Origin of the sequence: Micromonospora sp. NPDC005257, from assembly GCF_042872445.1 — a bacterium.
Classification (GTDB): domain Bacteria; phylum Actinomycetota; class Actinomycetes; order Mycobacteriales; family Micromonosporaceae; genus Micromonospora.
The window spans coordinates 1-26,400 of sequence record NZ_JBIAKL010000023.1; the positions used below are offsets into that span (position 1 = coordinate 1).

General features: G+C 72.9%; 31 protein-coding genes and 2 pseudogenes. 20 read left to right on the forward strand and 13 right to left on the reverse strand.

Going from position 1 to position 26,400, the window contains the following annotated elements:
* Both ACFYO8_RS29200 and ACFYO8_RS29205 read left to right on the forward strand, forming a co-directional pair.
* Nucleotides 1–143: pseudogene (locus ACFYO8_RS29200) on the forward strand (dipeptide/oligopeptide/nickel ABC transporter ATP-binding protein); the annotation flags it as partial.
* A 9-nt stretch (nt 144–152) separates the two neighbouring features.
* Complete coding sequence (locus ACFYO8_RS29205) at nt 153–524, forward strand: transposase (protein ID WP_355097064.1); 372 nt, start codon at nt 153–155, stop codon at nt 522–524.
* 383 nt (nt 525–907) lie between these two features.
* On the opposite strand, the gene ACFYO8_RS29210 is transcribed toward ACFYO8_RS29205, so the two are convergent.
* Entirely contained in the window at nt 908–1,294 is a 387-nt protein-coding gene (locus ACFYO8_RS29210; RefSeq protein ID WP_357711807.1) for a hypothetical protein, read from the reverse strand.
* A 536-nt stretch (nt 1,295–1,830) separates the two neighbouring features.
* Nucleotides 1,831–2,007, reverse strand: a complete 177-nt coding sequence (locus tag ACFYO8_RS29215) for a hypothetical protein (RefSeq protein ID WP_355097062.1) — start codon at nt 2,005–2,007, stop codon at nt 1,831–1,833.
* A 236-nt stretch (nt 2,008–2,243) separates the two neighbouring features.
* Between ACFYO8_RS29215 and ACFYO8_RS29220 the strand changes: the two genes are divergently transcribed.
* Nucleotides 2,244–3,599, forward strand: coding sequence for a PLP-dependent aminotransferase family protein (locus ACFYO8_RS29220; RefSeq protein ID WP_357711809.1), 1,356 nt, complete (start codon nt 2,244–2,246; stop codon nt 3,597–3,599).
* Nucleotides 3,600–3,670: 71 nt separating this feature from the next.
* On the opposite strand, the gene ACFYO8_RS29225 is transcribed toward ACFYO8_RS29220, so the two are convergent.
* On the reverse strand, nt 3,671–4,669 hold the full coding sequence (locus tag ACFYO8_RS29225; protein WP_354869213.1) for a WYL domain-containing protein: 999 nt from the start codon (nt 4,667–4,669) through the stop codon (nt 3,671–3,673).
* Nucleotides 4,670–4,714: 45 nt separating this feature from the next.
* Here ACFYO8_RS29225 and ACFYO8_RS29230 point away from each other — a divergent pair, with 45 nt between their 5' ends.
* Both ACFYO8_RS29230 and ACFYO8_RS29235 read left to right on the forward strand, forming a co-directional pair.
* Complete coding sequence (locus ACFYO8_RS29230) at nt 4,715–5,191, forward strand: hypothetical protein (protein WP_354869216.1); 477 nt, start codon at nt 4,715–4,717, stop codon at nt 5,189–5,191.
* Nucleotides 5,191–5,646: a hypothetical protein gene (locus ACFYO8_RS29235; RefSeq protein WP_354869218.1), complete on the forward strand. Its 456-nt coding sequence runs from the start codon at nt 5,191–5,193 to the stop codon at nt 5,644–5,646. Before ACFYO8_RS29230 ends, ACFYO8_RS29235 begins: the two co-directional genes overlap by 1 nt.
* Here the strand turns inward: ACFYO8_RS29235 and ACFYO8_RS29240 are convergent.
* Nucleotides 5,621–6,301 (reverse strand): TetR/AcrR family transcriptional regulator, encoded by a 681-nt coding sequence (locus ACFYO8_RS29240; protein WP_354869220.1) that lies wholly within the window; start codon nt 6,299–6,301, stop codon nt 5,621–5,623. The two genes, ACFYO8_RS29235 and ACFYO8_RS29240, sit on opposite strands and share 26 nt — an antisense overlap.
* Nucleotides 6,302–6,417: 116 nt before the next feature.
* Between ACFYO8_RS29240 and ACFYO8_RS29245 the strand changes: the two genes are divergently transcribed.
* The 6 genes from ACFYO8_RS29245 to ACFYO8_RS29270 all read left to right on the forward strand — a co-directional run bounded on the left by ACFYO8_RS29245 (nt 6,418) and on the right by ACFYO8_RS29270 (nt 11,494).
* Nucleotides 6,418–7,914: an NAD(P)/FAD-dependent oxidoreductase gene (locus ACFYO8_RS29245; RefSeq protein WP_354869223.1), complete on the forward strand. Its 1,497-nt coding sequence runs from the start codon at nt 6,418–6,420 to the stop codon at nt 7,912–7,914.
* Nucleotides 7,907–8,884 (forward strand): SDR family oxidoreductase, encoded by a 978-nt coding sequence (locus ACFYO8_RS29250; RefSeq protein ID WP_354869225.1) that lies wholly within the window; start codon nt 7,907–7,909, stop codon nt 8,882–8,884. Before ACFYO8_RS29245 ends, ACFYO8_RS29250 begins: the two co-directional genes overlap by 8 nt.
* A complete protein-coding gene (locus ACFYO8_RS29255) occupies nt 8,881–9,720 on the forward strand; it encodes an alpha/beta fold hydrolase (protein ID WP_354869228.1) in 840 nt (279 codons plus the stop codon). The genes ACFYO8_RS29250 and ACFYO8_RS29255 overlap by 4 nt, the downstream gene beginning before the upstream one ends.
* 69 nt (nt 9,721–9,789) lie before the next feature.
* Complete coding sequence (locus tag ACFYO8_RS29260) at nt 9,790–9,951, forward strand: hypothetical protein (protein ID WP_354869229.1); 162 nt, start codon at nt 9,790–9,792, stop codon at nt 9,949–9,951.
* Complete coding sequence (locus ACFYO8_RS29265) at nt 9,951–10,214, forward strand: FCD domain-containing protein (RefSeq protein WP_354869231.1); 264 nt, start codon at nt 9,951–9,953, stop codon at nt 10,212–10,214. The genes ACFYO8_RS29260 and ACFYO8_RS29265 overlap by 1 nt, the downstream gene beginning before the upstream one ends.
* Nucleotides 10,211–11,494 carry an MFS transporter gene (locus ACFYO8_RS29270; protein WP_354869234.1) on the forward strand — a complete coding sequence of 428 codons (1,284 nt, stop codon included), beginning with the start codon at nt 10,211–10,213 and terminating at the stop codon, nt 11,492–11,494. Before ACFYO8_RS29265 ends, ACFYO8_RS29270 begins: the two co-directional genes overlap by 4 nt.
* A gap of 46 nt (nt 11,495–11,540) precedes the next feature.
* Here the strand turns inward: ACFYO8_RS29270 and ACFYO8_RS29275 are convergent, their stop codons facing one another.
* Nucleotides 11,541–11,954: a hypothetical protein gene (locus ACFYO8_RS29275; RefSeq protein WP_354869236.1), complete on the reverse strand. Its 414-nt coding sequence runs from the start codon at nt 11,952–11,954 to the stop codon at nt 11,541–11,543.
* Nucleotides 11,955–12,094: 140 nt separating this feature from the next.
* Here ACFYO8_RS29275 and ACFYO8_RS29280 point away from each other — a divergent pair, with 140 nt between their 5' ends.
* The 4 genes from ACFYO8_RS29280 (at nt 12,095) to ACFYO8_RS29295 (ending at nt 15,990) form a co-directional block, all read left to right on the forward strand.
* Nucleotides 12,095–13,183 (forward strand): S-(hydroxymethyl)mycothiol dehydrogenase, encoded by a 1,089-nt coding sequence (locus ACFYO8_RS29280; protein ID WP_354869239.1) that lies wholly within the window; start codon nt 12,095–12,097, stop codon nt 13,181–13,183.
* Nucleotides 13,180–13,809: an MBL fold metallo-hydrolase gene (locus ACFYO8_RS29285; RefSeq protein ID WP_354869241.1), complete on the forward strand. Its 630-nt coding sequence runs from the start codon at nt 13,180–13,182 to the stop codon at nt 13,807–13,809. The genes ACFYO8_RS29280 and ACFYO8_RS29285 overlap by 4 nt, the downstream gene beginning before the upstream one ends.
* Nucleotides 13,810–13,952: 143 nt before the next feature.
* On the forward strand, nt 13,953–15,053 hold the full coding sequence (locus ACFYO8_RS29290) for a DUF3626 domain-containing protein (protein ID WP_354869243.1): 1,101 nt from the start codon (nt 13,953–13,955) through the stop codon (nt 15,051–15,053).
* A 211-nt stretch (nt 15,054–15,264) separates the two neighbouring features.
* On the forward strand, nt 15,265–15,990 hold the full coding sequence (locus tag ACFYO8_RS29295) for a hypothetical protein (RefSeq protein ID WP_354869245.1): 726 nt from the start codon (nt 15,265–15,267) through the stop codon (nt 15,988–15,990).
* 270 nt (nt 15,991–16,260) lie between these two features.
* Here ACFYO8_RS29295 and ACFYO8_RS29300 read toward each other — a convergent pair whose 3' ends face one another.
* Both ACFYO8_RS29300 and ACFYO8_RS29305 read right to left on the reverse strand, forming a co-directional pair.
* Nucleotides 16,261–16,431 carry a hypothetical protein gene (locus tag ACFYO8_RS29300; RefSeq protein WP_354869247.1) on the reverse strand — a complete coding sequence of 57 codons (171 nt, stop codon included), beginning with the start codon at nt 16,429–16,431 and terminating at the stop codon, nt 16,261–16,263.
* A complete protein-coding gene (locus tag ACFYO8_RS29305) occupies nt 16,428–16,769 on the reverse strand; it encodes a hypothetical protein (RefSeq protein ID WP_354869250.1) in 342 nt (113 codons plus the stop codon). Before ACFYO8_RS29305 ends, ACFYO8_RS29300 begins: the two co-directional genes overlap by 4 nt.
* Nucleotides 16,770–16,839: 70 nt before the next feature.
* Between ACFYO8_RS29305 and ACFYO8_RS29310 the strand changes: the two genes are divergently transcribed.
* Nucleotides 16,840–17,397 (forward strand): helix-turn-helix domain-containing protein, encoded by a 558-nt coding sequence (locus ACFYO8_RS29310; protein ID WP_354869252.1) that lies wholly within the window; start codon nt 16,840–16,842, stop codon nt 17,395–17,397.
* Here the strand turns inward: ACFYO8_RS29310 and ACFYO8_RS29315 are convergent.
* Both ACFYO8_RS29315 and ACFYO8_RS29320 read right to left on the reverse strand, forming a co-directional pair.
* Nucleotides 17,370–18,809 (reverse strand): MFS transporter, encoded by a 1,440-nt coding sequence (locus ACFYO8_RS29315; RefSeq protein WP_354869255.1) that lies wholly within the window; start codon nt 18,807–18,809, stop codon nt 17,370–17,372. The genes ACFYO8_RS29310 and ACFYO8_RS29315 overlap by 28 nt on opposite strands.
* A 71-nt stretch (nt 18,810–18,880) precedes the next feature.
* A complete protein-coding gene (locus tag ACFYO8_RS29320) occupies nt 18,881–19,117 on the reverse strand; it encodes a hypothetical protein (protein WP_354869258.1) in 237 nt (78 codons plus the stop codon).
* A 143-nt stretch (nt 19,118–19,260) separates the two neighbouring features.
* On the opposite strand from ACFYO8_RS29320, the gene ACFYO8_RS29325 reads away from it, so the two are divergent.
* A complete protein-coding gene (locus tag ACFYO8_RS29325; protein ID WP_354869793.1) occupies nt 19,261–20,388 on the forward strand; it encodes a geranylgeranyl reductase family protein in 1,128 nt (375 codons plus the stop codon).
* On the opposite strand, the gene ACFYO8_RS29330 is transcribed toward ACFYO8_RS29325, so the two are convergent.
* Nucleotides 20,375–21,409: an NAD(P)-dependent alcohol dehydrogenase gene (locus ACFYO8_RS29330; protein ID WP_355096088.1), complete on the reverse strand. Its 1,035-nt coding sequence runs from the start codon at nt 21,407–21,409 to the stop codon at nt 20,375–20,377. The genes ACFYO8_RS29325 and ACFYO8_RS29330 overlap by 14 nt on opposite strands.
* Nucleotides 21,410–21,502: 93 nt before the next feature.
* Here ACFYO8_RS29330 and ACFYO8_RS29335 point away from each other — a divergent pair, with 93 nt between their 5' ends.
* On the forward strand, nt 21,503–21,688 hold the full coding sequence (locus ACFYO8_RS29335; protein WP_354869263.1) for a hypothetical protein: 186 nt from the start codon (nt 21,503–21,505) through the stop codon (nt 21,686–21,688).
* Nucleotides 21,689–21,726: 38 nt separating this feature from the next.
* Here the strand turns inward: ACFYO8_RS29335 and ACFYO8_RS29340 are convergent, their stop codons facing one another.
* A complete protein-coding gene (locus ACFYO8_RS29340; protein WP_354869265.1) occupies nt 21,727–23,517 on the reverse strand; it encodes a 5'-nucleotidase C-terminal domain-containing protein in 1,791 nt (596 codons plus the stop codon).
* A 148-nt stretch (nt 23,518–23,665) separates the two neighbouring features.
* Between ACFYO8_RS29340 and ACFYO8_RS29345 the strand changes: the two genes are divergently transcribed.
* Nucleotides 23,666–24,568: an SDR family oxidoreductase gene (locus tag ACFYO8_RS29345; protein ID WP_354869268.1), complete on the forward strand. Its 903-nt coding sequence runs from the start codon at nt 23,666–23,668 to the stop codon at nt 24,566–24,568.
* A gap of 51 nt (nt 24,569–24,619) precedes the next feature.
* On the opposite strand, the gene ACFYO8_RS29350 is transcribed toward ACFYO8_RS29345, so the two are convergent.
* Both ACFYO8_RS29350 and ACFYO8_RS29355 read right to left on the reverse strand, forming a co-directional pair.
* Complete coding sequence (locus ACFYO8_RS29350) at nt 24,620–25,270, reverse strand: nucleotidyl transferase AbiEii/AbiGii toxin family protein (protein WP_354869270.1); 651 nt, start codon at nt 25,268–25,270, stop codon at nt 24,620–24,622.
* Entirely contained in the window at nt 25,267–25,593 is a 327-nt protein-coding gene (locus ACFYO8_RS29355) for a hypothetical protein (protein ID WP_354869272.1), read from the reverse strand. The genes ACFYO8_RS29350 and ACFYO8_RS29355 overlap by 4 nt, the downstream gene beginning before the upstream one ends.
* A gap of 502 nt (nt 25,594–26,095) precedes the next feature.
* Here ACFYO8_RS29355 and ACFYO8_RS29360 point away from each other — a divergent pair.
* A pseudogene (locus ACFYO8_RS29360) lies at nt 26,096–26,400 on the forward strand (hypothetical protein); the annotation flags it as partial.

Consider the following 26,400-nt stretch of genomic DNA (forward strand, 5'->3'; position numbering starts at 1 on the left):
TCAACCCCCCATCAGGCTGCCGCTTCCGCACCCGCTGCTGGAAAGCCACCGACCACTGCGCCACCGAAGAACCCGCCCTGGTCACCCGCGACGGCCGCACCCAACAAACCGCCTGCCACTACCCCGCCAGCTACAGAGGTTGAAAGGTCAGGATTAGCGGTTCGAGATCGAGCTGCAGCGAATGTGACTACATCGCCCTGCTCGACGCCGCCCACCAACAACTCGGCGGCCCGATCGTGTGCGTCTGGGACAACCTGAACACCCACGTATCCGCCGCTATGCGGCAGATGATCGACGCCCGGGACTGGCTTCACGTCATCCGGCTACCCGCCTACGCCCCCGACCTGAACCCAACCGAGGGCGGTTCACACCTGAAACGCAGCATCGGCAACATCGCCGTCACCGGCGTCGATCACCTCCTCGCGATCATCCGCAACCGGCTCAAGAGCATCCAGTACCGCCCCGACCTGCTCGACGGGTTCCTCGCCCACACCGGCCTGACCTTCGAACCTGACACAACCTGACCATTCAAGATCTGTAGTGTTCTGTCTCAGTTCTGACTAGCCATTTGCTGGACGGCGACTCGTCCACGTCGGACCTTGGCGAGGATCGTTTCGGCGGCGGGTCGACGTGGAGCAGGACCAGCCTGTTTGAAGCAGGCCAACGACCGGGTCCCGGCGCGGTGCCGAGCCGTTGCCGTTCGGCGTGTAGGAGGCGGACAGAAACGACACGGTCGCCTCGCGTACGGGCAGGATGGCGGCATATGTGACGCTCATAGCGACGCAGAACCTCGATGACGATGATCCCGGGAAGGACCATCTTCATGCCGGGGTTCTGCGTCTTCTCGTTGCACCGCAACGGATCCGGGCGCGTCGTTAACCCTTACTCGGAAAGGCCCAGTGGAGGATCAGCAGGGGGTCAGCTGCCAAGTCACCTTCGTCACGTTGACCGGTATATACAGGTCGCCCCCGGTCCCGCCGGCAGGAGCGCAGTTCTTGAAGGGAATCGACGAGCCGAAAGTGAACCCGGATATTACGGCGTCGCGGCCCGTGCCGTTGTAGAAGTTGAATCCCTGGATGCTGCCGGTCCACTCGCTGTTGATCGTCAGAGACGGCGCCTCCACGGGGCCCTGCGGCGGGTGATTCCAGTTGGGCCAGATGCAGAGCATGCCCTGCGGGCAGTTCCCGGACCCCCAGCTTTGTATCGACACTCCGGGTGCTGCAGCCGAGGCGGCGGGGGCGGTGGCCAGCACGCCTGCGACGGACGCGGCGATGGCGATGGATTTCAACAGCACGGTTTCCCTGCCTTCAGATTGATGCTTGTCGTTGTGAATTTAAGTTACCGGCGGAAAACTGACAGGTCAAGCATCTGAACCGACGTAGTCCGGGCGGGTCACCCGGAAGCTGGCGTCCACCTGGGTCTGATGACCATTGAGGTAGTTCAGGGTGGTAGCTGTCGGATGGCACCACGGCCTGCCAGCATCCGATCATCGCCCACGGTGGAGCCGACCGTGATCTCACCCGACGGCGCCACTGTGGAACTGCATTCCGGCGAACGGGTCCGGGCACTACCTCAACTACAATGTCTGTACGCCATTTCAGGGTGGCGAATCATTCAAGATCCGCGACTACTACAACGGGAATGTCGTCAAGTCGGGGAGCGTGTCCTATCTCGGGTGCACCAGTGGAAGGGTGAACGGCCTCTACGCGATGTACCGCCTGGAAATCGAGGGCACCCCTTGCGGGGTGGGCGCAGCCTTCACCCGGCGTGCGGCGCCGGCAACTACGTCAACGACTGCCGGGTGACTGGTTCATCGACCCGGGGCAAGCGTCAGGACTTCGACCGCACACCAAGATCATCTTGGCTGCCAGTTCCTGCACCATCACCTTGGTGAGCAGGCCGAGCCCGCCCTTTCGCGGCGCAGTACGCCGACGAGCCGTACCCGGGGGCGTGCTCGTGCACGCTGGTGACGCTGATGATCCGGCCACCCCGACCGGCCGCGCGCATCCGCCGGGCGGCCCGCTGCGAGCACAGGAACGGCGCGTCGAGAGTCCTCGTATCGTTCGGGCGTGTCCGCGCACTACCCGCGTACGGCAATCGCAACCGGGCGGACGACCCCGACTCGGCCGGCGGTGTCGTCGGACCCGGTGGCTAGCCGCCGGGATGCGACGGCCGCGGCCCGGCTCCGGCCGTGGGTGACCCCTTCCGCGCACGGTCCGTTGCACATGCCTGCGAGTCCCTCGATGTCACAAGAAGCTCGACTTCGGGCACCGGTCGGCACCCGCCTGCCGCCCAGCCGCGTGCTCGCCGCCGAGCTCGGCGTCTCACGCGGCGTGGTGACCGAGGCGTACCAGCGGCTGGGCGAGGACGGGCAGGTGGCCGGGCGGGGTCGGGCCGGCACGGTGGTGGTGGCCACACCGGCCGCCGCGCGCGCCCGGCCGACCGAGCCGAGGAGGACGCCGGAGGTGTTCGCCGAGCGGCCGGGCCTCGACGTCTTCGAGGCGCTGCGCGCCGCCCCCGCGCAGGTGGACCTGACGCCAGGCGTACCCGATCTGGCCGCCTTTCCGCGCGCGGCGTGGCTGCGGGCCGAGCGGGCCGTGCTGCACCGGGCGACGCCCGCCGCGCTCGGTTACGGCGACCCGGCCGGCACGCCGGCGCTGCGGCTGGCCGTCGCGAACTGGCTGGCCCGCAACCGGGGCATCAGCGCCGACCCGGCCGAGGTGGTGGTCGTGGCCGGGGTGTCCCAGGCACTCGGCCTGCTCGCGCGGGTGCTGCACGACCGGGGTACGCGCACCGTCGCCGTGGAGGACCCGGGCTCGCTCGGCGTGCGGCAGCACCTGACGTACGCCGGCATGGCGACGCCGCCGGTGCCGGTGGACGACCGGGGCCTGCGCGTGGATCTGCTGGCGCGTTCCGGCGCGCCGGCCGTGCTGCTCACCCCGGCGCACCAGTTCCCGACCGGGGTGGTGCTCGACGGTGAGCGGCGTCGCCGGCTGCTGCGGTGGGCGCGCGACGGCGGCCTGGTGGTGGAGGACGACTACGACGCCGAGCACCGGTACGACCGCCCGCCGGTGCCGGTGCTGCGCGGCATGGCGCCGGACCGGGTCTGCTACGCCGGCAGCATCTCGAAGCTGCTCGCGCCGGCGCTGCGGATCGGGTGGACGCTCGTGCCGCCGCGGCTGCGCGCCGACGTGGTGGACGCGAAGCGGACGGCGGATCTGGGCAACGCGGCATTGCCGCAGCTCGTGCTGGCCGAGTTGATGGAGTCGGGCGCGTTGGAGCGGCACCTGCGGCTGCTGCGGCACCGGCACGTGCGCCGCCGCGACGCGATGATCCGGGCGGTCCGCGCGTACCTGCCGGAGGCTGTGGTGCACGGTGCCGCCGCCGGGCTGCACCTGATGGTCACGCTGCCCGGCGAGGTCGACGACCTGGCGCTCGCGGCGGCGGCGCTGAGCCGGGGCGTCAAGGTCCACCCGCTGTCCTGGCACGGTCAGCGCCCGCAGCCGCCGGGCCTGGTCCTCGGCTACGCCGCCACCCCACCCTCGGAGATCGACCGGGCCCTGTCCACGGTGGCCGAATCCCTCCGCACCCTTCCCTGACCCACCCCGGCTCCGGGTGATCAAGGACTTTGTGTCCGGCGGGGAGATCGCCTCACGCACGAACTCCTTGATCAACGGGGGAGGGGTGGGTCAGGGAAGGGTGGGTGGTAGAGGGTGGTCAGGGCGGTGGCGGTGGCGGCCAGGCGGTCGCGTAGCGCTGCGGGGGAGAGGACCTCCACGTCGGCGCCGAGGCGCAACAGGTCGCCGTGGGCGTGGGTGAGCGACTCGATCGGGATGACCGCGTGCACCCAGCCGGCGGCGTCCGGCGGGCCGGCGCTCGCCTGGGCGGCGGTGACCACCACGTCGCTGCCGATCTCGCGCAACCGTGTGAACCCGCGCGGGGAGAGGCGGATGCGCGCCTCGTCGCGGTGCAGGCCGGCCCGGAACGCGACCACGTGGGCACGCCACCAGGCCGGCAGGTCGAAATCGGGCCGCGCGAACGGCTCGTCCAGCGCGGTGAGGTCGAGGATCTGGTTGACGCGGTAGGTGGCCGGTTCGGCGCGGTCCGGTCGGGCGGCCACGAGATACCAGCGCCCGCCCTTGAGCACCAGCCCGTATGGTTCGAGGATGCGGGTCGTCTCGCCCCGCCAGCCGCGGTAGCGCACCCGGACCCGGCGTTCCCGCCACACCGCCTCGGCCGCCTCGGCCAGGTGCGGCGACGGGTCGCCGTCGGAGTACCAGCCCGGGGTGTCCAGATGGAACCGCTGCTCCAGCCGGGCCGCCCGGTCGGCCAGCGGTGCGGGCAGCGCGGCCCGGAGCTTGAGCTGCACGGCGGCGACGACCGACTGGTAGCCGAGTTCGGCGGCCGGCCCGGGCAGACCGGCGAAGAGCAGGCGGTCGGCCTCCTCGGCGGTCAGCCCGGTCAGCCGGGTCTGCCAGCCCTCGACGAGCCGGTAGCCGCCGTCGTGTCCGGCCTCGCCGTACAGCGGGATGCCGGCGGCGTGCAGCGCCTCGACGTCCCGGTAGATGGTGCGGACCGAGACGTCCAGGCGGGCGGCGAGGTCGGCGGCGGTGAACCGGCCGTGCGCCTGCAGGAGCAGCAGGATGGACAGGAGTCGGCTGGCCCGCATTCCACTGACACTAGCTGTCAGGGGACCGCTTCTACCGTCCCGTCCATGGCCTTCCACGACAAGGAGTTGACCGTGCCGGGGACGATCGAGGTCGCCGGCCGGCACGTCAAGCGCTACCACATCGACCAGCCGGGCCGCCGCCTCGAACCGCGGGTGGTCGACGCCGCGTACGCGTACCTGCCGTCGCTGCTGCCCGGCCCGGACGGCTCCACCCCGCCGGCGAGTTGGGTGGTGCTGCACCGGGGCGCGGACACCGGGGCGTACCTGCTGGCGTACAGCTGGTTCTTCGACAACGTGGTCGAGTGCCGCATCGCGATCGCCGGGCAGCCCGCGCTGGACTGCCCGGACGCCGACCCGGCGCACTTCGTCGACCTGACCCGGCCCGGCGTCGGCTGCGTCTGGGAACTGGGCGTGCTGGAACACGAGCGCGCCGCCTGGATCCGGCACGTGCTCGCGCCGGACCGGCCGGATCTGGCCGGCTACCTGGCCGACACCCGGGCCGAGGGGCCGGTGGGCCGCTGATGGGTGACTTCGACTTCCTCGTCGGCACCTGGGACGTGACGAACCGGCGCCTGCGGCAGCGGCACGTCGGCGCCGACGACTGGGACGAGTTCGCCGGTGTCAGCGAGGCGCGCTCGTTCTTCCACGGCGCCGGCAGCTTCGACGAGATGCGCTGCCCGAGCCGGGGCTTCTCCGGCTCCACGGTGCGCATCCTGGACCCGTCGACCGGGCTGTGGTCGATCTACTGGATGAACAGCCGCCGTGGCGTGCTGGAACTGCCGCCGGTGGTCGGCCGGTTCACCGGCGGCGTCGGTACGTTCCACGCCGACGACACCGACGAGGGACGGCCGGTGCGCTGCCGGTTCCTCTGGTCGGCGATCACCGCCGACTCCTGCCGCTGGGAGCAGGCGTTCTCCACCGACGGCGAGCGCACCTGGGAGACCAACTGGGTCATGGAGTTCCGCCGGACGTGGTGACCGGCGGCGTGGTGGTCCGGTAGATCGCGGTCAGCCACACGTCGAGCAGCACGTCCACCACGTCCCGCTCGGCCACCGCCGGGCCGTCCCCGGCGAACGTGGCGTACCAGACGCGTTCGTTCATCGAGTTCAGCGCGATGGCGAGGTCCCGGGCGGGCAGACCGTCCGGGGCCGCGCCGCGGGCGCGTTCGGCCTCGATCGCGGCCTGCACCGCGCGGACCCAGCGTTCCAGCACCTCGGCCCAGAGCCGCCGCACCTCGGCGTTGGTGCCGCGTACCTGGGCGCAGGCCAGCACCACGTCCCGGTGCCCGCCGAACGTGGCGTGGAACCGGGCGATCAGCTCCCGCCAGTGGGCGCGCGGATCCTCGGCGAGCCGCTCGAACACGTCACCGGCGGCCGCGTCGGCCTCCTCGGTCACTCGGTCGAGCAGCGTGAGCAGCACCGCGTCCTTGGACGGGAAGTAGAAGTAGAAGGTGGGCCGGGAGATCCCCGCGCCGCGAGCCAGGTCGTCGATGGAGATGTCGGCGAAGGGGCGTTCGGCCAGCAACCGCTCGGCCGTGGCCAGGATCGCGGTCTCCCGGTCGTCGCCGGTGGACCGGCCGGCCCGCCGCCCGCGCGTCGGCGCGGCGCCGGTCGGCGTACGGGCGGTCGTCATGCCGGCTGATGCTACACCCGCTCGACACAGTGTCGATTCGACTCGACATGGTGTTGACTGCGGTCGACGGCGATGGATAGTGTCCGGTCCACCGCCGGTGCGAACGGGAGAAACCGATGGCCGCAGACCACGTCGACGTCCTCATCGTCGGGGCCGGCCTGTCCGGCGTCGGCGCCGCCGTCCACCTCGGACGCGAATGCCCCGGCAAGACCTACGCGGTGCTGGAGGCCCGGGGCGCCATCGGCGGCACCTGGGACCTGTTCCGCTACCCGGGCGTCCGCTCCGACTCCGACATGTACACCCTCGGCTACTCGTTCAAGCCGTGGACCGACCCGAAGGCGATCGCCGACGGCGACTCCATCCGGGCGTACGTGCGCCAGACCGCCCGCGAGTACGACGTGGAACGGCACATCCGCTTCCACCACCGGGCGCTGCGCGCCGAGTGGGACAGCGCCACCGCGCGCTGGACGGTGCACGCCCACCGCGACGACACCGGCGAGGACGTCACGCTCACCTGCGGGTTCCTGTTCACCAACTCCGGCTACTACCGCTACGACGAGGGTTACACGCCCCGGTTCCCGGGCGTCGACCGGTACGCCGGCACGGTCGTGCACCCGCAGCACTGGCCCGACGACCTGGACTACGCCGGCAAGCGGGTCGTGGTGATCGGCAGCGGCGCCACGGCGGTCACAGTGGTTCCGGCCATGGCCGAGCGGGCCGCCCACGTCACCATGCTCCAGCGCTCACCCACGTACGTGATCGCGCTGCCCTCGCGTGACCCGTTCGCCGACGCCGCACGGCGCTGGCTGCCCCCGAAGGCCGCGTACGCGGTGGCCCGGTGGAAGAACGTCACGCTCGGGGTTGCCAACTTCCAGCTCAGCCGCCGCGCCCCCGGCGTGGTCAAGCGGTTCCTGCGCCGCGCCGCGAAGGGCCGACTGCCGTCCGGGTACGACGTCGAGAGGCACTTCTCGCCCCGCTACAACCCCTGGGACCAGCGCCTGTGCGTGGTGCCGGACGGGGACCTGTTCGCCGCGTTGAGCGCCGGCCGCGCGTCGGTGGTCACCGACGCCATCGACACGTTCACCGAGCGGGGCATCCGGCTCGCCTCCGGCGAGGAGCTGCCCGCCGACGTGGTGGTCACCGCCACCGGCCTCAACCTGCTCGCGCTCGGCGGCATGACGCTGGTGGTCGACGGCGCGAAGGTCGACCTCGCCTCGACGGTCGCCTACAAGGGCATGATGCTGTCCGGCGTGCCGAACTTCGCCATGACCATCGGCTACACCAACGCCTCCTGGACGCTGAAGGCAGACCTCGTGGCCACGTACGTCTGCCGGCTGCTGCGTCACCTCGACGACACCGGGCAGCAGATCGTCACGCCGCTCGCTCCGGACACCGACGACCTCGAACCGATCATCGACCTGCAGTCCGGCTACGTGCTGCGCGCCGTCGACCAGTTGCCCAAGCAGGGGCCGCAGGCGCCGTGGCGGCTGCATCAGAACTATCCCCGCGACGTACGGCTGATGCGGCGCGGCCCGCTCACCGACGGCGTACGGTTCGCCCGCGCCGGCACGCCCGCCGCCGCCGTCGCAGCCCCGGGAGGAACCGATGCGTGACCTCGTCTTCCCCGGCGGCACGGCGGTGCTCACCGGCGCGGCAAGCGGCATCGGCGCGGCGCTGGCCCACGGGCTGGCCCGGCGCGGCGCCGACCTGGTGCTGCTCGACCGGGACGCCGACGGCCTGGCCGCCACAGTCGCCGCGATCCGGGCCGCCTACCCGGACCGGCTGGTGGAGACCCATGTGGTCGACCTGGCCGACGCCGAGGCCACCGACCGGGTGGCCGCCGAGATCCACCGCGCGCACCCCCGGATCCGGCTGCTGATCAACAACGCCGGTGTGGCGCTGGGCGGGCGCTTCGACCAGGTGACCCTGGACGAGTTCCTCTGGGTCATCGAGATCAACTTCCGGGCGGTGGTTCGCCTGACGCATGCGTTGCTGCCCGCGCTCAAGGCCGAGCCCGGCGCCCACCTGGTGAACGTGTCCAGCCTGTTCGGCCTGATCGCGCCCGCCGGGCAGGCCGCGTACTCGGCGAGCAAGTTCGCCGTACGCGGCTTCACCGAGGCGCTGCGGCACGAACTCGTCGACGACGGCATCGGTGTCACATCGGTGCACCCGGGCGGCATCCGTACCCGGATCGCCGCCAGCGCCCGCGTGGGCAGCGGCGTCGCCCGCGAGGAGTACGAGGCCGGGCGCAAGCAGTTCGAGAAGCTGCTCACCATCGATCCGGCGACCGCCGCCGAGGTGATCCTGCGCGGCGCCCGGCGACGCCGCGGCCGGGTCCTGATCGGCTGGTCGGCGAAGCTGCCCGACCTGCTCGCCCGCGTCGCACCCGCCGGGTACGGCAAGGTGCTGGCCCTGGGCATGCGCCGGCGCCCGGCCGGGCCGGCCGAGACACCCGCAGTTCCGCCCGCCGAAACGCCGGCCGCAGCGCCGCCCAGCGAAACGCCGACACTCCGGGCCGACGTGCCGGTGCCGTCCGCCCGGACCGGCGAGGAGGCCGTGCCGGAACCCGGGCGCCGGGCGTGACGCCCGCCCTGCCTCCGGCCGACGAGCACACCGTCGACGGGCGGCGCGTCCGGTGCCGGATCAGCGGGAACGGCCCGCCCGTGGTGCTGCTGCACGGCATCGGCCGTACCCTCGACGACTTCACCGCCCTGCACACCGCGCTGGCCCGCGACCACCTGGTGCTCGCGGTGGACCTGCCCGGGCACGGCGGCTCCGCGCCGCTGGACGGCCCGCACACGCTCCCGGCCCTGGCCGCGGCGGTGGCCCGCTTCCTGGACGTGGCCGGGGTGACCGGCCCGGCCCACCTGGTCGGCAACTCCCTCGGCGGGGCGGTGGCCATGCGGCTGGCCGCCGACGCGCCACACCGGGCGGCCAGCCTGGCGCTGCTGAACAGCGCCGGTTTCGGCCGCGAGGTGACAGTGGCACTGCGGCTGCTCGCGGTGCGCCCGCTGGCCCGGCTGCTGCTGCGTCCCGACCCGAGGATCGTCCGCCGCACCGAGCGGGCGATCTTCCACGACCCGGCGTACGTCACCGAGGATCGGATCGCCCTCGCGCTGGCCGTGGCCGGGCAGCCGCACGCGGCCCGGGTGATGCTCGAGCTGGTCCGCGACCTGGGCACCTGGCGCGGCGTACGCCCGCAGTGGCGCGCCGACCTGCTCGACGCGGTGGCCGCGCTCGACCTGCCCACGCTGCTCGTGTGGGGCGAGCGCGACCTGGTCCTGCCCGCCGCGCACCTGGCCTACGCCCGCACCCGGCTGCCGGGCGCGCGCTCCCACCTGTTCCGCGACACCGGGCACATGCCGCAGATCGAGCGGACCGCCGAGGTGGAGGTGCTGCTGCGGGAGCTGTGGGCCTGACCGTGGCCCGCGCCACTGTCCCGGCCCGCGCCGGGCCGTCCGGGCGGCCCGGGGAGCAAGCTTAGATACATGACGCATCCCAGCCGGATCGCGCCGTCCACCGCCGAGCGGGCGTACCGGCACCTCAAGCAGGCCATCCTGGAACAGGTCCACCCGGGCGGCCAGCTCGTCAGCGAGGGCGAGATCGCCGAGGCGACCGGGGTGTCGCCGCCGGTGACCTCACCGCGCTGATGGCCGCCGACCGGTCGTTCCACGCCGCCGTGGTGGAGGCGGCCGGTAACGAGATCCTGGCCGAGCTGTACCACAGGTTGCGCGACCGCCAGCTCCGCATGGGCGAGGCGAGCTTCCGGCTCTCGCCCGGCTGGGCCGAGGTCGCCCTCGCCGAGCACGCCGGTCAGCTCGCCGCGCTCGACGGCGACGACCCGCAGGCGTGGCACGACGCGGTCGCCGCGCACATCGACACCGCCGCGCGGATGCTCGGAACGCTGCGGTGAGCGCGGGCCGCCGGCCCGCAGCCCTGGTGTACGCGGTGGCGCTGACCGCGTACCTGACCGCCGTGTTCCACCGCAGCTCGCTCGGCGTCACGGGGGTCGACGCGGCGGAGCGCTTCCACATCAACGCCGCCGCGCTCGCCACGTTCTCCGTCGCCCAGCTCGCCGTCTACGCCGTCATGCAGATCCCGGTCGGGGTGCTGCTGGACCGCTACGGCTCGCGCCGGCTGCTGCTGGCCGGCGGCGCGCTGATGGTGGCCGGGCAGCTCCTGTTCGCCGTCGCCGGGGACGTGCCGCTCGCGGTCGCCGCCCGGGTGCTCGTCGGCCTCGGTGACGCGATGACGTTCATCAGCGTGCTGCGCATCGTCGCGTTCTGGTTCCCCGGCCGGCGCAATCCGCTGCTGGTGCAGCTCACCGGCACCGTGGGCCAGCTCGGCGCGGTGCTCGGCGCCGTACCCCTGGTGCTGCTGCTGCACCGCGCGGGCTGGACGCCGGCGTTCCTGACCGCCGCGGCGCTCGGCGCCACAGTGGTGTTGCTGGTCCTCGTCGCGGTCCGCGACACCCCGCACGCCGAGCACGCCACCGCGCTCGCCCCCGACTTGGCCACCGTGCGCCGCCGGCTCGCCGAGGCCTGGGCCCAGCCGGGTACCCGGCTGGGCCTGTGGACGCACTTCGTCACCCAGTTCTCCGGCTCGGTGTTCGCGCTGCTGTGGGGCTACCCGTTCCTGGTGCAGGGACAGGGCTTCTCGCCCACCGCGGCGGCCGGGCTGCTCACCGTCATGACGATGGTGACGCTGGTGTGCGGGCCGGTGCTCGCGCACCTGTGCGCGCGCTACCCGTTCCACCGCTCGGTGCTGGTCTTCGCCATCACCGCCGCCACCGCCGGGATGTGGGCGGTGGTGCTGGCCTGGCCCGGCCGGGCGCCGCACGGGCTGCTGGTGGCGCTCGTGGTGGTGCTCGCGGTGAACGGCCCCGGCTCGATGATCGGGTTCGACTACGCCCGCTCGTTCAATCCGGTGCACCGCATGGGCAGCGCCACCGGCATCGTCAACGTGGGCGGTTTCGCCGCCTCGATCGTGCTGATCCTGGCCGTCGGCCTGGTGCTCGACCTGGCCACCCCGGCCGGGCACGACGCGCCGCCGCTGTCCGCGTTCCGTTGGGCGTTCGCCGTGCAGTTCCTGCTCTGGGCGCTCGGCGCGGCGCAGGTGCTGCGCTACCGCAACGCCGCCCGCCGCCGGCTCGCCGACGAGCGGGCCGCCGCCGCGGCCCCGGCCGCGGCCTGAGGACGCAACCGGCTCGCAGGCGCGCGGCCGGCGGTACGCGGCCGGGTCAGTGCCGGTGCCGGACCAGCGAGTCGAGCACCAGGGTCAGTCCCGCGCCGACCAGCCACACGTCCTTGGCCAAGCCGATGCCCGCCTCGCTGGGCCGCAGGCTGGTGCCCTCGCGCATGCCCGGCGTCTTCAGGTAGAGCTGCACCAGCCCGGCGCCGAAAGCGGTGAGCGCGGCACCGGCCACCAGCGACGGCACGAACGGGGCGAGCAGCGCCGCACCGAGGGCGATCTCGCCCCGGGACAGCAGCACGCCGAACCGGTCCGGCGGGATCTGCCCCAGCCGCGGCATCGCGCCGGCCGCCATGCCGTGCATGCCGGCGGCGGCCCCGCCCTCCAGGTTCCGCTTGCCCAGCCCGGAGTTCAGGATGTACGCGCCGATCGCGACGCGCAGCGGCGCATGTGACAACCTCATGATCACTCCCGTCCCACCTGGTAGAGCCGGCACCCCGGGTACCCGGCCATGACCAGGACAATCCGCCGGGCTTCGTTGGGTCGCGGGTCATGATCAGCGGTAGGTTCGGCAGAGGCAGACCACGTACCGAAGGAGGCACCGTGAGCCAGGAAGTCCGGGGAGTCGTGTCGCGGCGCAAGGGCGCGCCCGTGGAGGTCACCACCATCGTGGTGCCGGACCCGGGGCCGGGCGAGGCGGTGGTCCGCATCCAGTCGTGCGGCGTCTGCCACACCGACCTGCACTACCGCGAGGGCGGCATCAACGACGACTACCCGTTCCTGCTGGGCCACGAGGCCGCCGGCATCGTGGAGCAGGTGGGCGACGGGGTCACCGACGTGGCGCCCGGCGACTTCGTGGTGCTCAACTGGCGCGCGGTCTGCGGGCAGTGCCGGGCCTGCCGCCGTGGCCGCCCGTGGTACTGCTTCGCCACCCACAACGCGACGCAGAAGATGACGCTCACCGACGGCACCGAGCTGATCCCCGCGCTCGGCATCGGCGCGTTCGCCGAGAAGACGCTCGTGCACGCCGGGCAGTGCACCAAGGTCGACCCGTCGGCCCGGCCGGCGGCTGTCGGCCTGCTCGGCTGCGGCGTCATGGCCGGTCTCGGCGCGGCCATGAACACCGGCAACGTGACCCGGGGCGACTCGGTCGCGGTGATCGGCTGCGGGGGCGTCGGCGACGCGGCGGTGGCCGGCGCGGCGCTGGCCGGCGCGACCACGATCATCGCGGTGGACACCGACTCCCGCAAGCTCGACTGGGCGCGCAAGTTCGGCGCCACCCACACCGTCAACGCCTCCGAGGACGACGCGGTGGAGGCCGTCCGCGCGGCCACCGGCGGCTTCGGCGCCGACGTGGTGATCGACGCCGTGGGCCGTCCGGAGACGTGGAAGCAGGCGTTCTACGCCCGCGACCTGGCCGGCACCGTCGTGCTGGTCGGCGTGCCGACGCCGGAGATGACAGTCGACCTGCCGCTGCTGGACGTCTTCGGCCGCGGCGGCGCGCTCAAGTCGAGCTGGTACGGCGACTGCCTGCCCAGCCGCGACTTCCCCATGCTGACCGAGCTGTACCGGCAGGGCCGGCTGGACCTGGACGCGTTCGTCACCGAGGAGATCGCCCTGGGCCAGGTCGAGGAGGCGTTCGCCCGAATGCACCACGGCGACGTGCTGCGCTCGGTGGTGGTCTTCCCGTGACCGCCCGCGTCGACCACGCCGTCACCTCCGGCACGTTCTCCCTGGACGGGCAGACCTTCGACGTGGACAACAACGTCTGGGTGATCGGCGACGACGTCGAGTGCGTCGTCCTGGACGCGCCGCACGACGTGGCGGCCATCCGCGCCGTCATCGGTGACCGGCGGGTGCTGGCGATCGTCGCCACCCACGCCCACGACGACCACGTACGGGTCGCGCCCGAGCTGGCCCGGGCCACCGGCGCGCCGGTGCTGCTGCACCCGGCCGACCGGGTGCTGTGGGACATGACGCACCCGGACACGGAACCGGACGGCGACCTCACCGACGGGCAGACGATCACCGTCGGCGGCACCACGCTGCGGGTGCTGCACACGCCCGGCCACAGCCCCGGCGCGTGCAGCCTCTACGCCCCCGACCTGGGCGCGGTCTTCACCGGCGACACCCTGTTCGCCGGTGGGCCGGGCGCGACCGGGCGGTCGTACAGCGACTTCGGCACCATCGTCGAGTCGATCCGTACCCGGCTGCTCACGCTGCCGCCGGAGACGGTGGTGCACACCGGGCACGGCGACGACACCACGATCGGGGCCGAGGCGCCGCACCTGGACGAGTGGATCGCCCCCGGCCACTGAGGACGACACGCCCGCGGGCCCGGCCGGCGCAGTCCGGTCCGGGCCGCGCGGCGTCGTCCGGCCGTCCGTGCCCGGGGGTAGCCGGGCGTTCGTCCGCTTCGGACGGGCACGGAAAACCGTGTGGCCGCGCGGCCCGCCGTCCGGTGATACTCGGGCCCGTGCCCGTCGCCACCCTCACCGCCGCCCAGTCCGCCGCGCTGCGCCACGTCCGCGACGTCGCGCTGCGCGACCGCCCGGCGGCGCTCGCCGTCGTCGCCGACCACCTCGCCGCCGCCGGCGTCACGTACCGGTACGAGGAGGTCGTCGCCGCGGTGACCGGGTACGGCCGCCTGACGCTCAACTTCCACCCCGACCGGGTGCTGCGGGACGGCCGCACAGTGGTCGAGGCGCTGGACGAGGAGGGCGTCTACCGCAGCCAGTTCGAGACCGGCATCTCCAACGGCGGGCTGACCGCGTACCCGGGCGGCGACCGGGACGTGTGGGAGCAGGCGATGTTCGGCGGCGCGTACCAGCGTCCCGGCGTGCTCCCTGCCGAGCGCCCGAAGTACGGCGGCCTGAACCTGCTCGACCACGCCGACGGCGCGTGCCCCCGGTTCGGCTCCTGCCACCTGCGGCTGCGCCCGGAGGTGCTGGCCCGGGCCACGTTCAGCTTCGGTGACAGCCACATCGGGCCCACCGAGTTCGGCACCGCCGACGTCTTCGAGCCGGTGTTCGCCGCGCTGCTGACCGCCACCGCCGGGACCGGCGTCGCCCTGGGCGTGGCCGGCATGGACACCGGCACGCTGCTACGGACGCTGCTTCGCCGCCGCGAGCAGGAGTCCTGGCGGGCCGGCCGGGCGCTGGACGACTACATCGAGGCGCAGGTGCACGGCGATATCAGCCTGGCCCGCGACGTGGAGGCGCTCGTGGTCGACCCGTCGTTCCGCGGCACCGACGTGGGCCGGCGGCTGGAGGCCGTCGCCGGACGGCAAGGCCTGGCGCTGCGCTTCCATCCCGGCTTCGTGCTGCCCGTCGACGGCGTCGACGCCGAGTTCCGCGGCCCGGACATCCCGCCGCTGGCCGCGCGGGTGGCCGCCGAGATCGGCCGGCCGGGGGAGCCGCTGCACGCGGCGCTCGTGGGCCGCGCCGCCGCCTCGGTGGTACGCGAGCCGCAGCGCTGGGCCGACCGGGGACCGGCCGAGGTGACTCTTCAGCACCTCAAGCAGCTCTGGCACGTGCTGGTCCGGTTCGGCGCTCCGGCCTGATCGTCCCCGTCCGCCGCCGGAACGGCACGCCTGCCCGGAATCCCGGGTGACCTGGACCGCAACCCGGGCCGTGCCCGGCATTTCCGGAATGCCCGACAATGCGGGCTGGTTGTGTCCCCTGTATCGCCGGAACCCAAACACCTACCCGGCGGTAGTCCCTCGAGGGGCGCTCACCCCGGAGCGCGTCGTAACGATCGAAAGGGCAACCATCGTGAAGCAGCACTTCACTGGATGGCTCCCCGCCATCGCGAAGACCGCAGTCGCGAAGACCGCCGCCGTCTCCCGGAACCGCCGCGCCGCGCTGAGCGTGGCGGGGGTGGCCGTACTTGGCGGGCTGGCCGTCGGCCCGGTCGCCGTGGCCGCGCCGGTGACCGGCGGACCGCACGCCGGCGCCAAGGCCGCGATCGACCTGGCCACCGGCAACAAGACCTCGACCGAGTCGGTGAAGCCGGGCCAGACCACCGGCAGCGACAAGCTGCCGACCAGGGCCGACCGCCCATCCGAGGAGAAGCTCGTGCCGCACGGCGTCGAGGGCGCGCAGTCGCGCATCCCGCTCGACGACGCACAGCTCGACAACGCCAAGGCCATCGTCGAGGCGGCCAAGGAGACGGGCGTGGGGGAGCGGGGCGCCGTGATCGGCGTCGCCACCTCGCTGCAGGAGTCGAAGCTGTACAACCTGGGTCACCTCGGCACGTACAACGACCACGACTCGGAGGGTCTGTTCCAGCAGCGCCCGTCGTCCGGTTGGGGCACGTCCGAGCAGATCACCGACCCGGAGTACTCCAGCAAGGCGTTCTTCAACGCGCTGAGGAACGTCGGCGGCTGGCACGAGCTGCCGCTGACCACCGCCGCGCAGACGGTCCAGGTGTCCGCCTACCCGTACGCGTACGCGCAGTGGGAGGAGCAGGCCGCGGACATCGTCCAGCAGGTCTGGTGACCCGACACCCGTGGAGAACGGCCGGCCCCTGATCGGGGGCCGGCCGTTCTCGCGGGCGGGGCGCTTCTCGTCGATCGTGACGTGGTGACACCTTCCTCGGTGTCGCCGGTCTCGCCTTCGCCGGTGGAGACCGTGCAGGTCAGCGCCTACCCCGACGCGTACGCGCAGTGGGAGAAGCAGGCCGCCGAGATCGTCGCCGAGCACTGGAACAAGTAAGAACCACCGAAAGGCCGGCACCCGGATCGGGTGCCGGCCTTTCCCGTGTCACCGTCAGCTGTGCGCGGTGAGCCACGACAGCACCGGTTCGACCACGGACGGGTCCAGCGGCTGCTTCGCCTCGTCCCGGTACGCCCGCAGCGACGGCGGCCCGGGCTGGCGCCGCAGCGCGTGGGTGACGTCCGGCAGCACCCCGGTCCGCACGAGCGGGCGGTCGATCGTCACCGCAGCAGCGCCGCGGCCAGGGCGTCGGCGTCGTCGGCGCCGATGAGCAGGGAGTCGTACCCCTGGTCGGTGAGGGTGATGCGGACGGCCGGCTGGCCGCCGCGGACGCTGACGAACTCCTTGCCGGCCCTGCCGCGCCAGGTGCCGACGTTGCGCGTGCGGGGCACCCCGAGGCCGGGTGCCCGGATGCCGCGGGTGGCGCGCGCCCCGTCCGGCACCACGACGGCGCCGGTCACGGCGGAGCGGGGGAACGACAGGTCGCCGCGCAGGGCCCAGATCTTCTCGGCGGTGGTGAGCCGGACGTCGATGCGGTCGGGGGTGAGGTCGATGGTGGCCATCGGTGGACTCCTCGCTTCTGTTATCGTAAGTGATAACATTACCGGGGTCGATAACAAAAGGGGAGCCGCTGTGGCACTCGACACCGTGGAGCTGCTGCTGCACCCGGTCCGGCTGCGCATCGTCCAGGCGTTCCTGGGCGGCCGCACGCTCACCACCACCGACCTGCGCATCGAGCTGAGCGACGTGCCACCGGCCACGCTCTACCGGCAGGTCGCCGCGCTCGCCGACCACGGCGTGCTGCACACGGTGGGGGAGCGGCGGGCCCGCGGCGCCGTCGAGCGCAGCTACCGGCTGCACGAGGCCGCCGCGTCGGTCGACCCGGACGAGGCCCGGGCCATGAGCCCGCAGCGGCACCGCCCGGCGTTCCTCACCTTCGTCGCGGGCCTGCTCGCCGACTTCGACACCTACCTCGACGCCGGCGGGGGAGACCTGGCCCGCGATGTGGCCGGCTACCGGCAGAACGCGTTCCACGCCACCGACGCCGAGACCGCCGAGTTCGTCACCCGGTTCCGCGAGCTGTTCGCCGAGTACGCGGCCCTCGCCCCCGGTCCCGGCCGCACCCGGCGGCTGCTCACCACAGTCCTGCTGCCCGCCGCCGGTCAGGAGCCGCCCGCCGCCCGCCGGTGACCGGCGACGATGTCCGCCACCGCGGCGCCGAGCGCCAGCACGACGATCCCGGCGGCGAGCAGCAGCGAGTGGCGGAAGGCCCTGTTCCAGTCGCCACCGTCGGCGAGCGTCGAGAAGAACAGCGCGCCCACCGCGGCGATGCCGGCGGCCGACCCGATGCGCTGCCCGGTCTGGAGCATCCCCGCGCCGCTGCCGGCCATCGGCACCGGCACCTCGGACAGCGTGAGCGTCTGGTTCGGCGCGATCACCAGGCCGCTGCCCAGCCCGGCGACGAGCAGGGGCAGCGCGGTCCGCAGCGGCACGTTGTCGTGCGGCCCGCCGGCCAGCACCAGGTCGGTCGCCACCAGCCCGGCCACCACCGCCGCCAGCCCGATCGCGACGAGCGGACGGCCGTACCGGGTGACCACCCGACCGCCGAGCGCGGAGGCGAGCGCCGAGCCGAGCGCGAACGGGGTGATCGCCAGGCCGGCCACGAGAGCGCGGTAACCGAGCCCCATCTGGAGGTAGAGCGTGAAGATGAAGAAGATCGCGGTGAACCCGGCGAAGTAGATCAGGCCGATCAGCGCGCCCAGCGTGTACGAGCGCACGGTGAACAGCCGCAGGTCGAACAACGGCTGCGCACGTCGGGCGTACCGGTGCTCCCAGAGCGCGAACCCGGCCAGCAGCAGCAGGCCGGCGGGGATCAGCAGCCACTTGCCCGCGCCCCGCCACTGCTCCCGCTGCACCAGCGGCAGCAGGATCACCGTCACCCCGGTGCCGAGCAGCAACACCCCGAGCGGGTCGAGCCGGCCCCGCCCGGCGGGGTTGGTCGGCCGGGCCGGCATCAGCCGCCAGCCGAGCAGCATCGCCACGATCCCCACCGGGATGTTCACGAAGAACACCCACCGCCAGCCGTGCTCCGCGCCGCCGAGGGAGATGAGCAGCCCGCCGAGCAGCGGGCCGACGGCGGTGGAGATACCGATGGTGGCACCCAGCAGCCCGAACGCCCGGCCCCGGTCCGCGCCCCGGAACAGCTCCTGGATCATGCCGCTGACCTGGGGGTTCACCACACCGGCGGCGGCACCCTGGACGAGCCGGGCGACGACCAGCCACTCCGGCGAGCGGGCCAGCCCGGCCAGCGCGCTGGTGAGCGTGAACAGGCCCACCCCGACCACGAACGCGGTACGCCGCCCGCGCGCGTCGCCGAAGCGCCCGGCCGGCACCAGCACCAGGCCGAACGTCAGCGCGTACCCGGACAGCACCCACTGCAGGTCGCTCGGCGTGGCCTGCAACGCCCGGTCGATCGACGGCACCGCGACGTTGACGATGCTGACGTCCAGCAGCGTCATGAACGCCGCGATCAGGCCGACGCTCAGCGCACGCCAGCGGCGCCGGTCGTCGTACCCGGTGGTCGACGCCGGGCCCTCGCTCATCCTGCCCCCCACTGACCGTCGATCACCCGACTCCGATCGCTACCCGGCACCCGGTGGGGCAAACGACCCGGTCACGCCACTTGGCGCGCGCACCACCGGGGTCCGAAGTCCAGACCGGACATCGGGGAGTCCTCGCGGTGCAGCAGACCCCGCTCGGTGAGCGAGTGCAGCGGCTCGCGCAGCTCCTCCTCGGTCATCCCGGTCTCCTGGGCGATCAGGTCCGGGTAGGGGACGTGTCCGTGCACCTCCAGCGCGGACACCGCCTGGTAGACCCGTTCCTCGACGGCGGACAACTGGACCTGAGGCATCGCTTCCCTCCTCGGCGTGGACCGTCCGGCCCGCGGACGGCCGGCGACCGGCGGTTACCCGGGCATGCGGCGAAGATGCTCACCCGAACGGCTGTCGTACCGGGCGGTGCGGCACTGCGGTGCCCTAGGCTGCACCAGTGATCATGGATCTCGTCGTGGTCGGCGGCGGACCCGCCGGACTGTCCGCCGCGTACGCCGCGGCCCGGGCCGGCGTGCGTACACTCGTTGTCGAACGGGCCACCCACCCGCGCTACAAGACCTGCGGTGGTGGCCTGATCGGCACGTCGCTGGCCGAGGTCGCGGGCCGCGTCGAGGTGCCCGCCCACGACCGGGTTGACCGGCTCACGTTCACCCGGGACGGGCGGCGCGCGTTCACCCGCCGGCATCCGGCGCCGCTGGTCACCATGATCCGCCGGGAGGAGTTCGACGACCGGCTGCGCGCCGCCGCCGTCGCCGCCGGGGCGCAGGTCCGCGAGGGCGTCGCGGTCCGCGCGATCGAGCAGGACCCCGACGAGGTACGCCTGCGCCTGGCCGACGGTGAGCTGGTGCGCGCCCGTACCGTCATCGGCGCGGACGGCTCCTCCGGCGTGACGGCGCGGCACGTCGGGGTGCGCTTCCGCCAGGTCGACCTGGGCCTGGAGCTGGAACTGCCGGTGGAGGCCGCCGAGCGGGACCGCTGGCGCGGCCGGGTGCTGCTGGACTGGGGGCCGATGCCCGGCTCCTACGCCTGGGTCTTCCCCAAGGGTGATCGTCTGACCGTCGGTGTCATCGCCGCCCGGGGCGACGGCGAGCGCACCCGCGCCTACCTGCGTGATTTCACCGACCGGCTCGGCCTGTCCGGGGTGACGCCGGAGCACGACTCCGGCCACCTGACGCGCTGCCGCGCCGGAGACTCCCCGCTGCGCCACGGCCGGGTGCTCGTCGCCGGGGACGCCGCCGGCTTGCTGGAGCCGTGGAGCCGCGAGGGGATCAGCTACGCGCTGCGCTCGGGTCGGCTGGCCGGGGAGGCGGTGGCCACCGGTGACCTCGACGCGTACGCCCGCGAGGTCGACCGGCGGCTGACGCCGGAGATGCGCGCCGGGCACCGGCTGCTGGAGGTGTTCGAGCGGCGGCCCGAGGTGTTCCACGCGATGCTGGCGAGCCCGCCCGGCTGGCGGATGTTCGTCCGGTTCTGCCAGGGCCGGGCGAGCTTCGCCGAGGTGCTCGACCGGCGGCCGGTGCGGGCCGGGCTGGCGCTGCTCGACCGCCTGCCCCCGGTCAGGGGACGATGACCGCCCGCCCTCGCACCTCGCCCCGGCGCAGCGCCTCGTACGCCTGCGGCGCCTCGGCGAGGGGGAACGTCTGCACGTCGGCGTGCAGCCAGCCGTCGTGGGCCAGCGCGATCACCTCCTGCAGTTCGGCCCGGGTGCCCCAGAACGGCACCACCACGCCGGCCTCGAACGGCACGGGCGGCGGCTCGTCGGCGACCGGCCGCACCGGCAGCGTGCCGCCCGCCAGGCCGACCAGCAGGATCTGCCCGCCGGTGGCGACCACCTGCCGGGCGGTGTCCAGGGTGGGCTGCGCGCCGACGAAGTCGAGCACCACGTCCGCGCCGTCCGGCGCCGGCCCGACCAGTTCACGGATCTTCTCCACCGCGTCCGGGCCGGCCTGCACGGTGTGGTGGGCGCCGAGCCGGGTGGCCAGGTCCAGCGCGGCGGTGCTGGTGTCCACCGCGACGACCCGCACCGCTGTGGTGGCCAGCAGGATCTGCACCCCCATGTGCCCCAGACCGCCGATGCCGATCACCACGCAGGACGTGCCGGGCCGCAACCGGGGCCGGGCCAGGTCCACCGCGTGGTACGGGGTCAGCCCTGCGTCGGTCAGCGGCGCCGCCTGGGTCAGGTCCATGTCACCGACCGGCAGCAGCCGGGACGCGGGCACCACCACGTACTCGGCCAGTCCGCCGTCGCGGCTGAGCCCGATGCCGCCGACCGGGGTGACCCGGCAGCGGTTCTCCTCGCCGCGCAGGCAGGCCCGGCATCGGCCGCAGCCGATGATGCCGTAGACCGCGGTCCGGTCGCCGGGCGACCAGCCGTCGACCCCGGCGCCGACCGTGTCGACGGTGCCGGCGACCTCGTGGCCGAGCGTGATCGGGACCGGGAACACGCCGGCCGGCGCGTCGAGGATGTGCAGGTCGGAGTGGCAGGCGCCGACCGCGCCGACGCGCAACAGCACCTCTCCGGGGCCGGCCTTCGGCGTGGGCACCTCCGTGTGCTCCAGCACACCGGGGGCGGTCATCCGTACTGCGCGCATGGCTCCTCCACCTCGTCGCCGAATCGTCGCGGCGGCATACCCGTGCCGTAGCGGTTGATGCGGAAGCCTGACGGGCGGGCGCACAATGCGGTCATGAGCGAGCAGGCCGAGTCGTTCACCGACGAGGAGTACGCGTTCCTGCGGCACGTCCGCTTCGGCGAACTGCCGGTCCGGGTGCGGCCGGAGGAGCGGATCGAGTCCGCCGAGACCGAGTTCCCGCCGGGCCGGCCGGACCCGGTCGGCGGGGAGTCGGAGTGGCACCTGCGCGCGGGCGGCTGACGGGGTCCGGACACCCGCCCGGACCCCGCCGCCCACTGTCAGAAGACCGGCACGCCGTCGCGGACCAGCTTCCAGTTGGGCACGAAGAAGTCGGCCGGGTCGATGACGCCCCTGGCCTGCGCCCAGTCGATGAGCAGCTGGCGGATCTCCTGCTGGGCGTTGTAGACCTGGGTCTTCACGATGCCGGGGAAGTTGCCGCCGCCGCTGCGCCGGTAGTTGTTCACCGCCACCACGAACCGGGCGTCCGCCGCGACCGGGGTGTCGGTGCCGGCCAGCACCAGGCGGGTGATCCGCTGTCCGACCGGCCGGGCGATGTCGATGTCGTAGTCGACGCCGGAGAACACGTCGTAGTTGTAGTCCGGCACCGCCGGGTCGCTGATCGTCTCCGGGTTCACCGGCGCGCCCGCCGGAAGCGTGACGAAGAACTTCGCCGAGTACTCCAGGTACGCCTTCACCTCGGCGCCGGTCAGCACTACCGCCTCCAGCGTGTTGTCGTACACGTAGAGGCCCGCCACGTCGCGGATGCGCACGTCGCCCTGCGGGAACACCGCGGTGCGGCTGAACGGGGCGGCGATGGACAGCACCGGCAGGCCCGCGTACTCGCCGCCGGCGAGGGCCTCGGTGACCACCTCGGTCTGGACGTGGTTGATGAAGTCCAGGATCGGCGTGTCCTTGTACCGCGACTCGGCGGCGGACAGCTCCACGCTGGACCGGGCGACGACCCGGTTGACGTACTCGACGGTCTTGGCGTGCTGGCCGCGTACGGCCGCGAGCACCGCCGGGTCCTCGACCACGGTGTTGGTGTTGAGTGTGGTGGCCGACTTGGCGGTCACCGTCCAGCGGCCCTTCTCCCGGGCCAGCGTGAAGTCCATCCGGGTCAGCCGCTGGCCCCACTTCGACGGCTCCGAGGTGAGGACCCGCTCGCCGGTGGTGAGGTTGGTGACGAACTTCTCCGGCACCTCGTTGTGCGCGTGGCCGAACAGGATCGCGTCGATGCCGGGGACCTGCTCGGCGATCAGCGCGGTCGGGTTCTCGTTCGGCAGTTCCGGGCCGTAGCTGGAGGTGCCGCTGTCGCCGCCGTGGGCGGAGATGACCACCAGGTCGGCGCCGCGGCGGCGCATCTCCGGCACCCACTTCGCGGCGGTGGCGACCATGTCGGCGAAGACCAGGCGGCCCTCGACGTTGCCCTTGTCCCAGATGGCCACGCCGGGGTTGGTCAGGCCGAGGATGCCCACGCGCAGCTTCGGCGCGCCGTGCCCGCCGAGCTTGACCTCCTTGATCACGTACGGGAGGAACGCCGGCTTGCCGGTCCTGGCGTTGAGCGCGTTCGCGGCCAGCGCCGGGAAGCCGAGCTGCTCGATCCAGGTGGCCAGCAGCGGCAGGCCGTAGTTGAACTCGTGGTTGCCGAGCGTCACCGCGTCGTACTTGAGGATGTTCATCGCGCTGGCCATCGGGTGCGTCTGACCGGTGCTGGTGATCGGCTCCTGCTTGGCGTAGTAGGTGGCCAGCGGCGTGCCCTGGATGGTGTCGCCGGCGTCCAGCACCAGCGTGGCCCTGCCCTTGCGCTCGGCGCGGATCTGGTTGACAAGGGTGGCGAGCTTCGCGACGCCGACGTCGTTGTGCTTGCTGTCGTCGAACTCCGCGTCCTTGTAGTAGTCCCAGTTGTAGACGTTGCCGTGGGTGTCCGACGTGCCGAGGATCGTCAGGTCCCAGGTCTTCGGCTGCTTCGGCTTCGCCTCGGCGGGCGCCCCGGCCAGCAGGGGAGCGGTCGCGGCGGCGGCCGCGACGGCCAGCACCTGGCGCCGCGAGGCGCCGGAGGAGGAGGTCATGAGGTGCCTTTCCGAATGGGGTACGCCTCGTAGGCGCCGTTGCGCACCATAACCACCAGATGTCGCCTGCGCCACACCGGACACCTCTGTTTCCCTTTCCGTCACTGGCTGCTGTTTTCCCGCCGGTCACCGGGGTAGGGGCGCCTTCATGAGCGAGGACCAGTACACCCAGCAGCACCCGGCCGAGCAGTACGGACAGCGCGAGGGCCAGCCGTCGCAACAACAGACGCCGCCGGGCAACGAGCAGGAGATGGGGCCGAAGCCGGACCACGGCGAGGAGTCGTACCGGGGCAGTGACCGGCTCACCGGCAAGCGGGCGATCATCACCGGCGGTGACTCCGGCATCGGCCGGGCCGTCGCGATCGCGTTCGCCCGCGAAGGCGCCGACGTGCTCGTCACCTACCTCGCCGACGAGGAGGAGAAGGACGCGCGGGAGACGGTCGCCCAGATCGAGCAGGCCGGACGCACCGGCGTCGCGGTCCGGTGCGACCTGCGCGAGGAGGCCAACTGCCGCGCCCTGGTCGACCAGGCGGTACGCGACCTCGGCGGTGTCGACATCCTGGTGAACAACGCGGCGTACCAGATGTCGCAGGACAACGGCCTGCTCGACATCACCACCGAGCAGTTCGACCGGGTCTTCAAGACGAACGTGTACGCCATGTTCTGGCTCTGCAAGTTCGCGGTGCCGCACATGAAGGAGGGCTCGACGATCATCAACACGTCGTCGATCCAGGCGTTCGACCCGTCGCCGCAACTGCTCGACTACGCCACCACCAAGGCCGCCATCGCCAATTTCACCAAGGCGCTCGCGCAGAACCTGGCCGACCGGGGCATCCGGGTCAACGCGGTGGCGCCCGGCCCGATCTGGACGCCGCTGATCCCGGCCACCATGCCGGAGGAGAAGGTGAAGGAGTTCGGCACCGACACGCCGCTGGGCCGTCCGGGTCAGCCGGCCGAGCTGGCGCCCGCGTACGTCTACTTCGCCTCGCAGGAGTCCAGCTACGTCACCGGCGAGATCCTCGGCGTCACGGGTGGCCGCCCGACGAAGTGAGCCGCCTCGTCCGGCCTTCTGGTCCCGCCCTCGGCCGCCTGGTTCCGCTGCTCAGCGGGGCCAGGCGGCCATCCGGCGGCGTACCTCGGCGATCCGCGGCACGTCCAGGCCGTAGCGGGTGAACCGCCGGTCGGACAGCGCGTCGAGGTAGCGCCCCGCGGCGCGCACGTCCTCGTCGTCGAGCGCCGGGTCGACCTGCCGGGCCAGCTCCAGCAGCTCCGCGACCGTGTACCGGTCCAGCGCGGCGGACACGTCGATGTAGTCGCGTACCTCCCGCCGGTTCACCAGCGCGGCCGTCTTGTTGGCGATCAGGTCCCGCACGTCCATGACCGGACCGAGGTCCATCACGACGGGGCTGCGGTGCCGGTCCAGGCGGGCCAGGCTGAGCCGGATCTGCCGGCCGTCCCGGCTCACCACGAAGTCGCGTAGGTCCCGGTCGAAGCCGTCGAATACCTCGCCCAGCCCGCCCGGGTCCACCTCGGCCACCCGGTAGCCGGCCCGTTCCAGCGCCGCGCGTACCCCGTCGGCCGCCGCCGCGGCGGCGCCCTCCACGTCCGCGAACAGGTCGACGTCCTCGGTGGGGCGGGTGACCAGGCCGTGCGCCGCCCACGCCACGCCGCCGCCGAGCACGAAGCGGTGCGGGCCCGCGGCGGCCAGGGCCACCCGGGCCACCTGCCGGTAGAACTCGTGCGGGTGGGTCACGCCGGGCGCAGGCTCCGGTGCCGGCCCTCCCAGGCCAGGCGTACGCCCCGGGGAAGGTTCAACAGCGGCCACAGCCGGCGCAACGTCCCCGCGTGGATCAGCTCGCGCAGGTCCTCCACCCGGGTCGTCTCGCGCAGCACGTTCTCGTACATCCAGAGCAGCTCGTCCGGGTCGCCCAGGTCGAACGCGCGTTCGCTGCTCCACATCAAGTGTACCGGCAGCTCGACGATGCCGGTGGTGGGACCGGTCAGCTCGTCCAGGGTGCGCGCCACCACGGCGGGTCGCCCGGGGCGGGCGAGGTACGCGTGCGCGCTGACCGACATGGCATCAGGGTAACCCCAACCCGGCCCCTTCCCCGCGTCCCTTCCTCGCCTCCCCCTTCCTGCCCTCGCCACCCTTTGTCGCGTCGATCATGAACTTGACGGCACGTCGTGTCCGTTTGTCGCCGTCAACCTCATGATCGACGCGGCAGGGGCGCCCGGGGCGTGTCCGTGTGCGCCGGGTGTCGGGTTTCGGGGTGGTGGGGGACACCCGGGTGGCGGAATCCGGGGCGGGGCCGGGGCGTTATACCTGGTGAACGACCGCAGCAGCACCCCCCGACGCCCCCGGCAGGCGGGCGGCAGCACCCGGGAATGACTCCCAGCCGGCGGTCGTTGTGCATGTCTCCGGCGCCGCCAGTGAGCCCCGTACGCCACCCCCGGCGTTCGCGGGCCGCGTGAGCAGGACGCCGGAGATCCCCCAAGAACCGCTCTTGAGCGCCTGACGGTGCTCGCACCCGCACCGAACCCCCTCGGCGCGGGCGTCGACCCCCGAACGGAGCCCACCATGAACACGATCCTGCGCAAGAGCATCCTCGGTATCGCCGGTCTGACCGTCGCCGGTGGCCTCGCCGCCGGTCCCCTCAACCACGACACCGGCACCACCACCCCCACCACTGCCCGCGACACGGCCGTGACCACCACCCAGGCCGCCGCGAAGCTGGACAGCGCCGCGCTCATCCCGCGCGGCGTCCAGGGCGCCCAGTCCCACATCGACCTGAACGACGAGCAGACCGCGAATGTGAAGGCGATCATCGCGGCGACGAAGAAGGCCGGCATGGACGAGCGTGCCGCGGTCGTCTCCATCGCCAC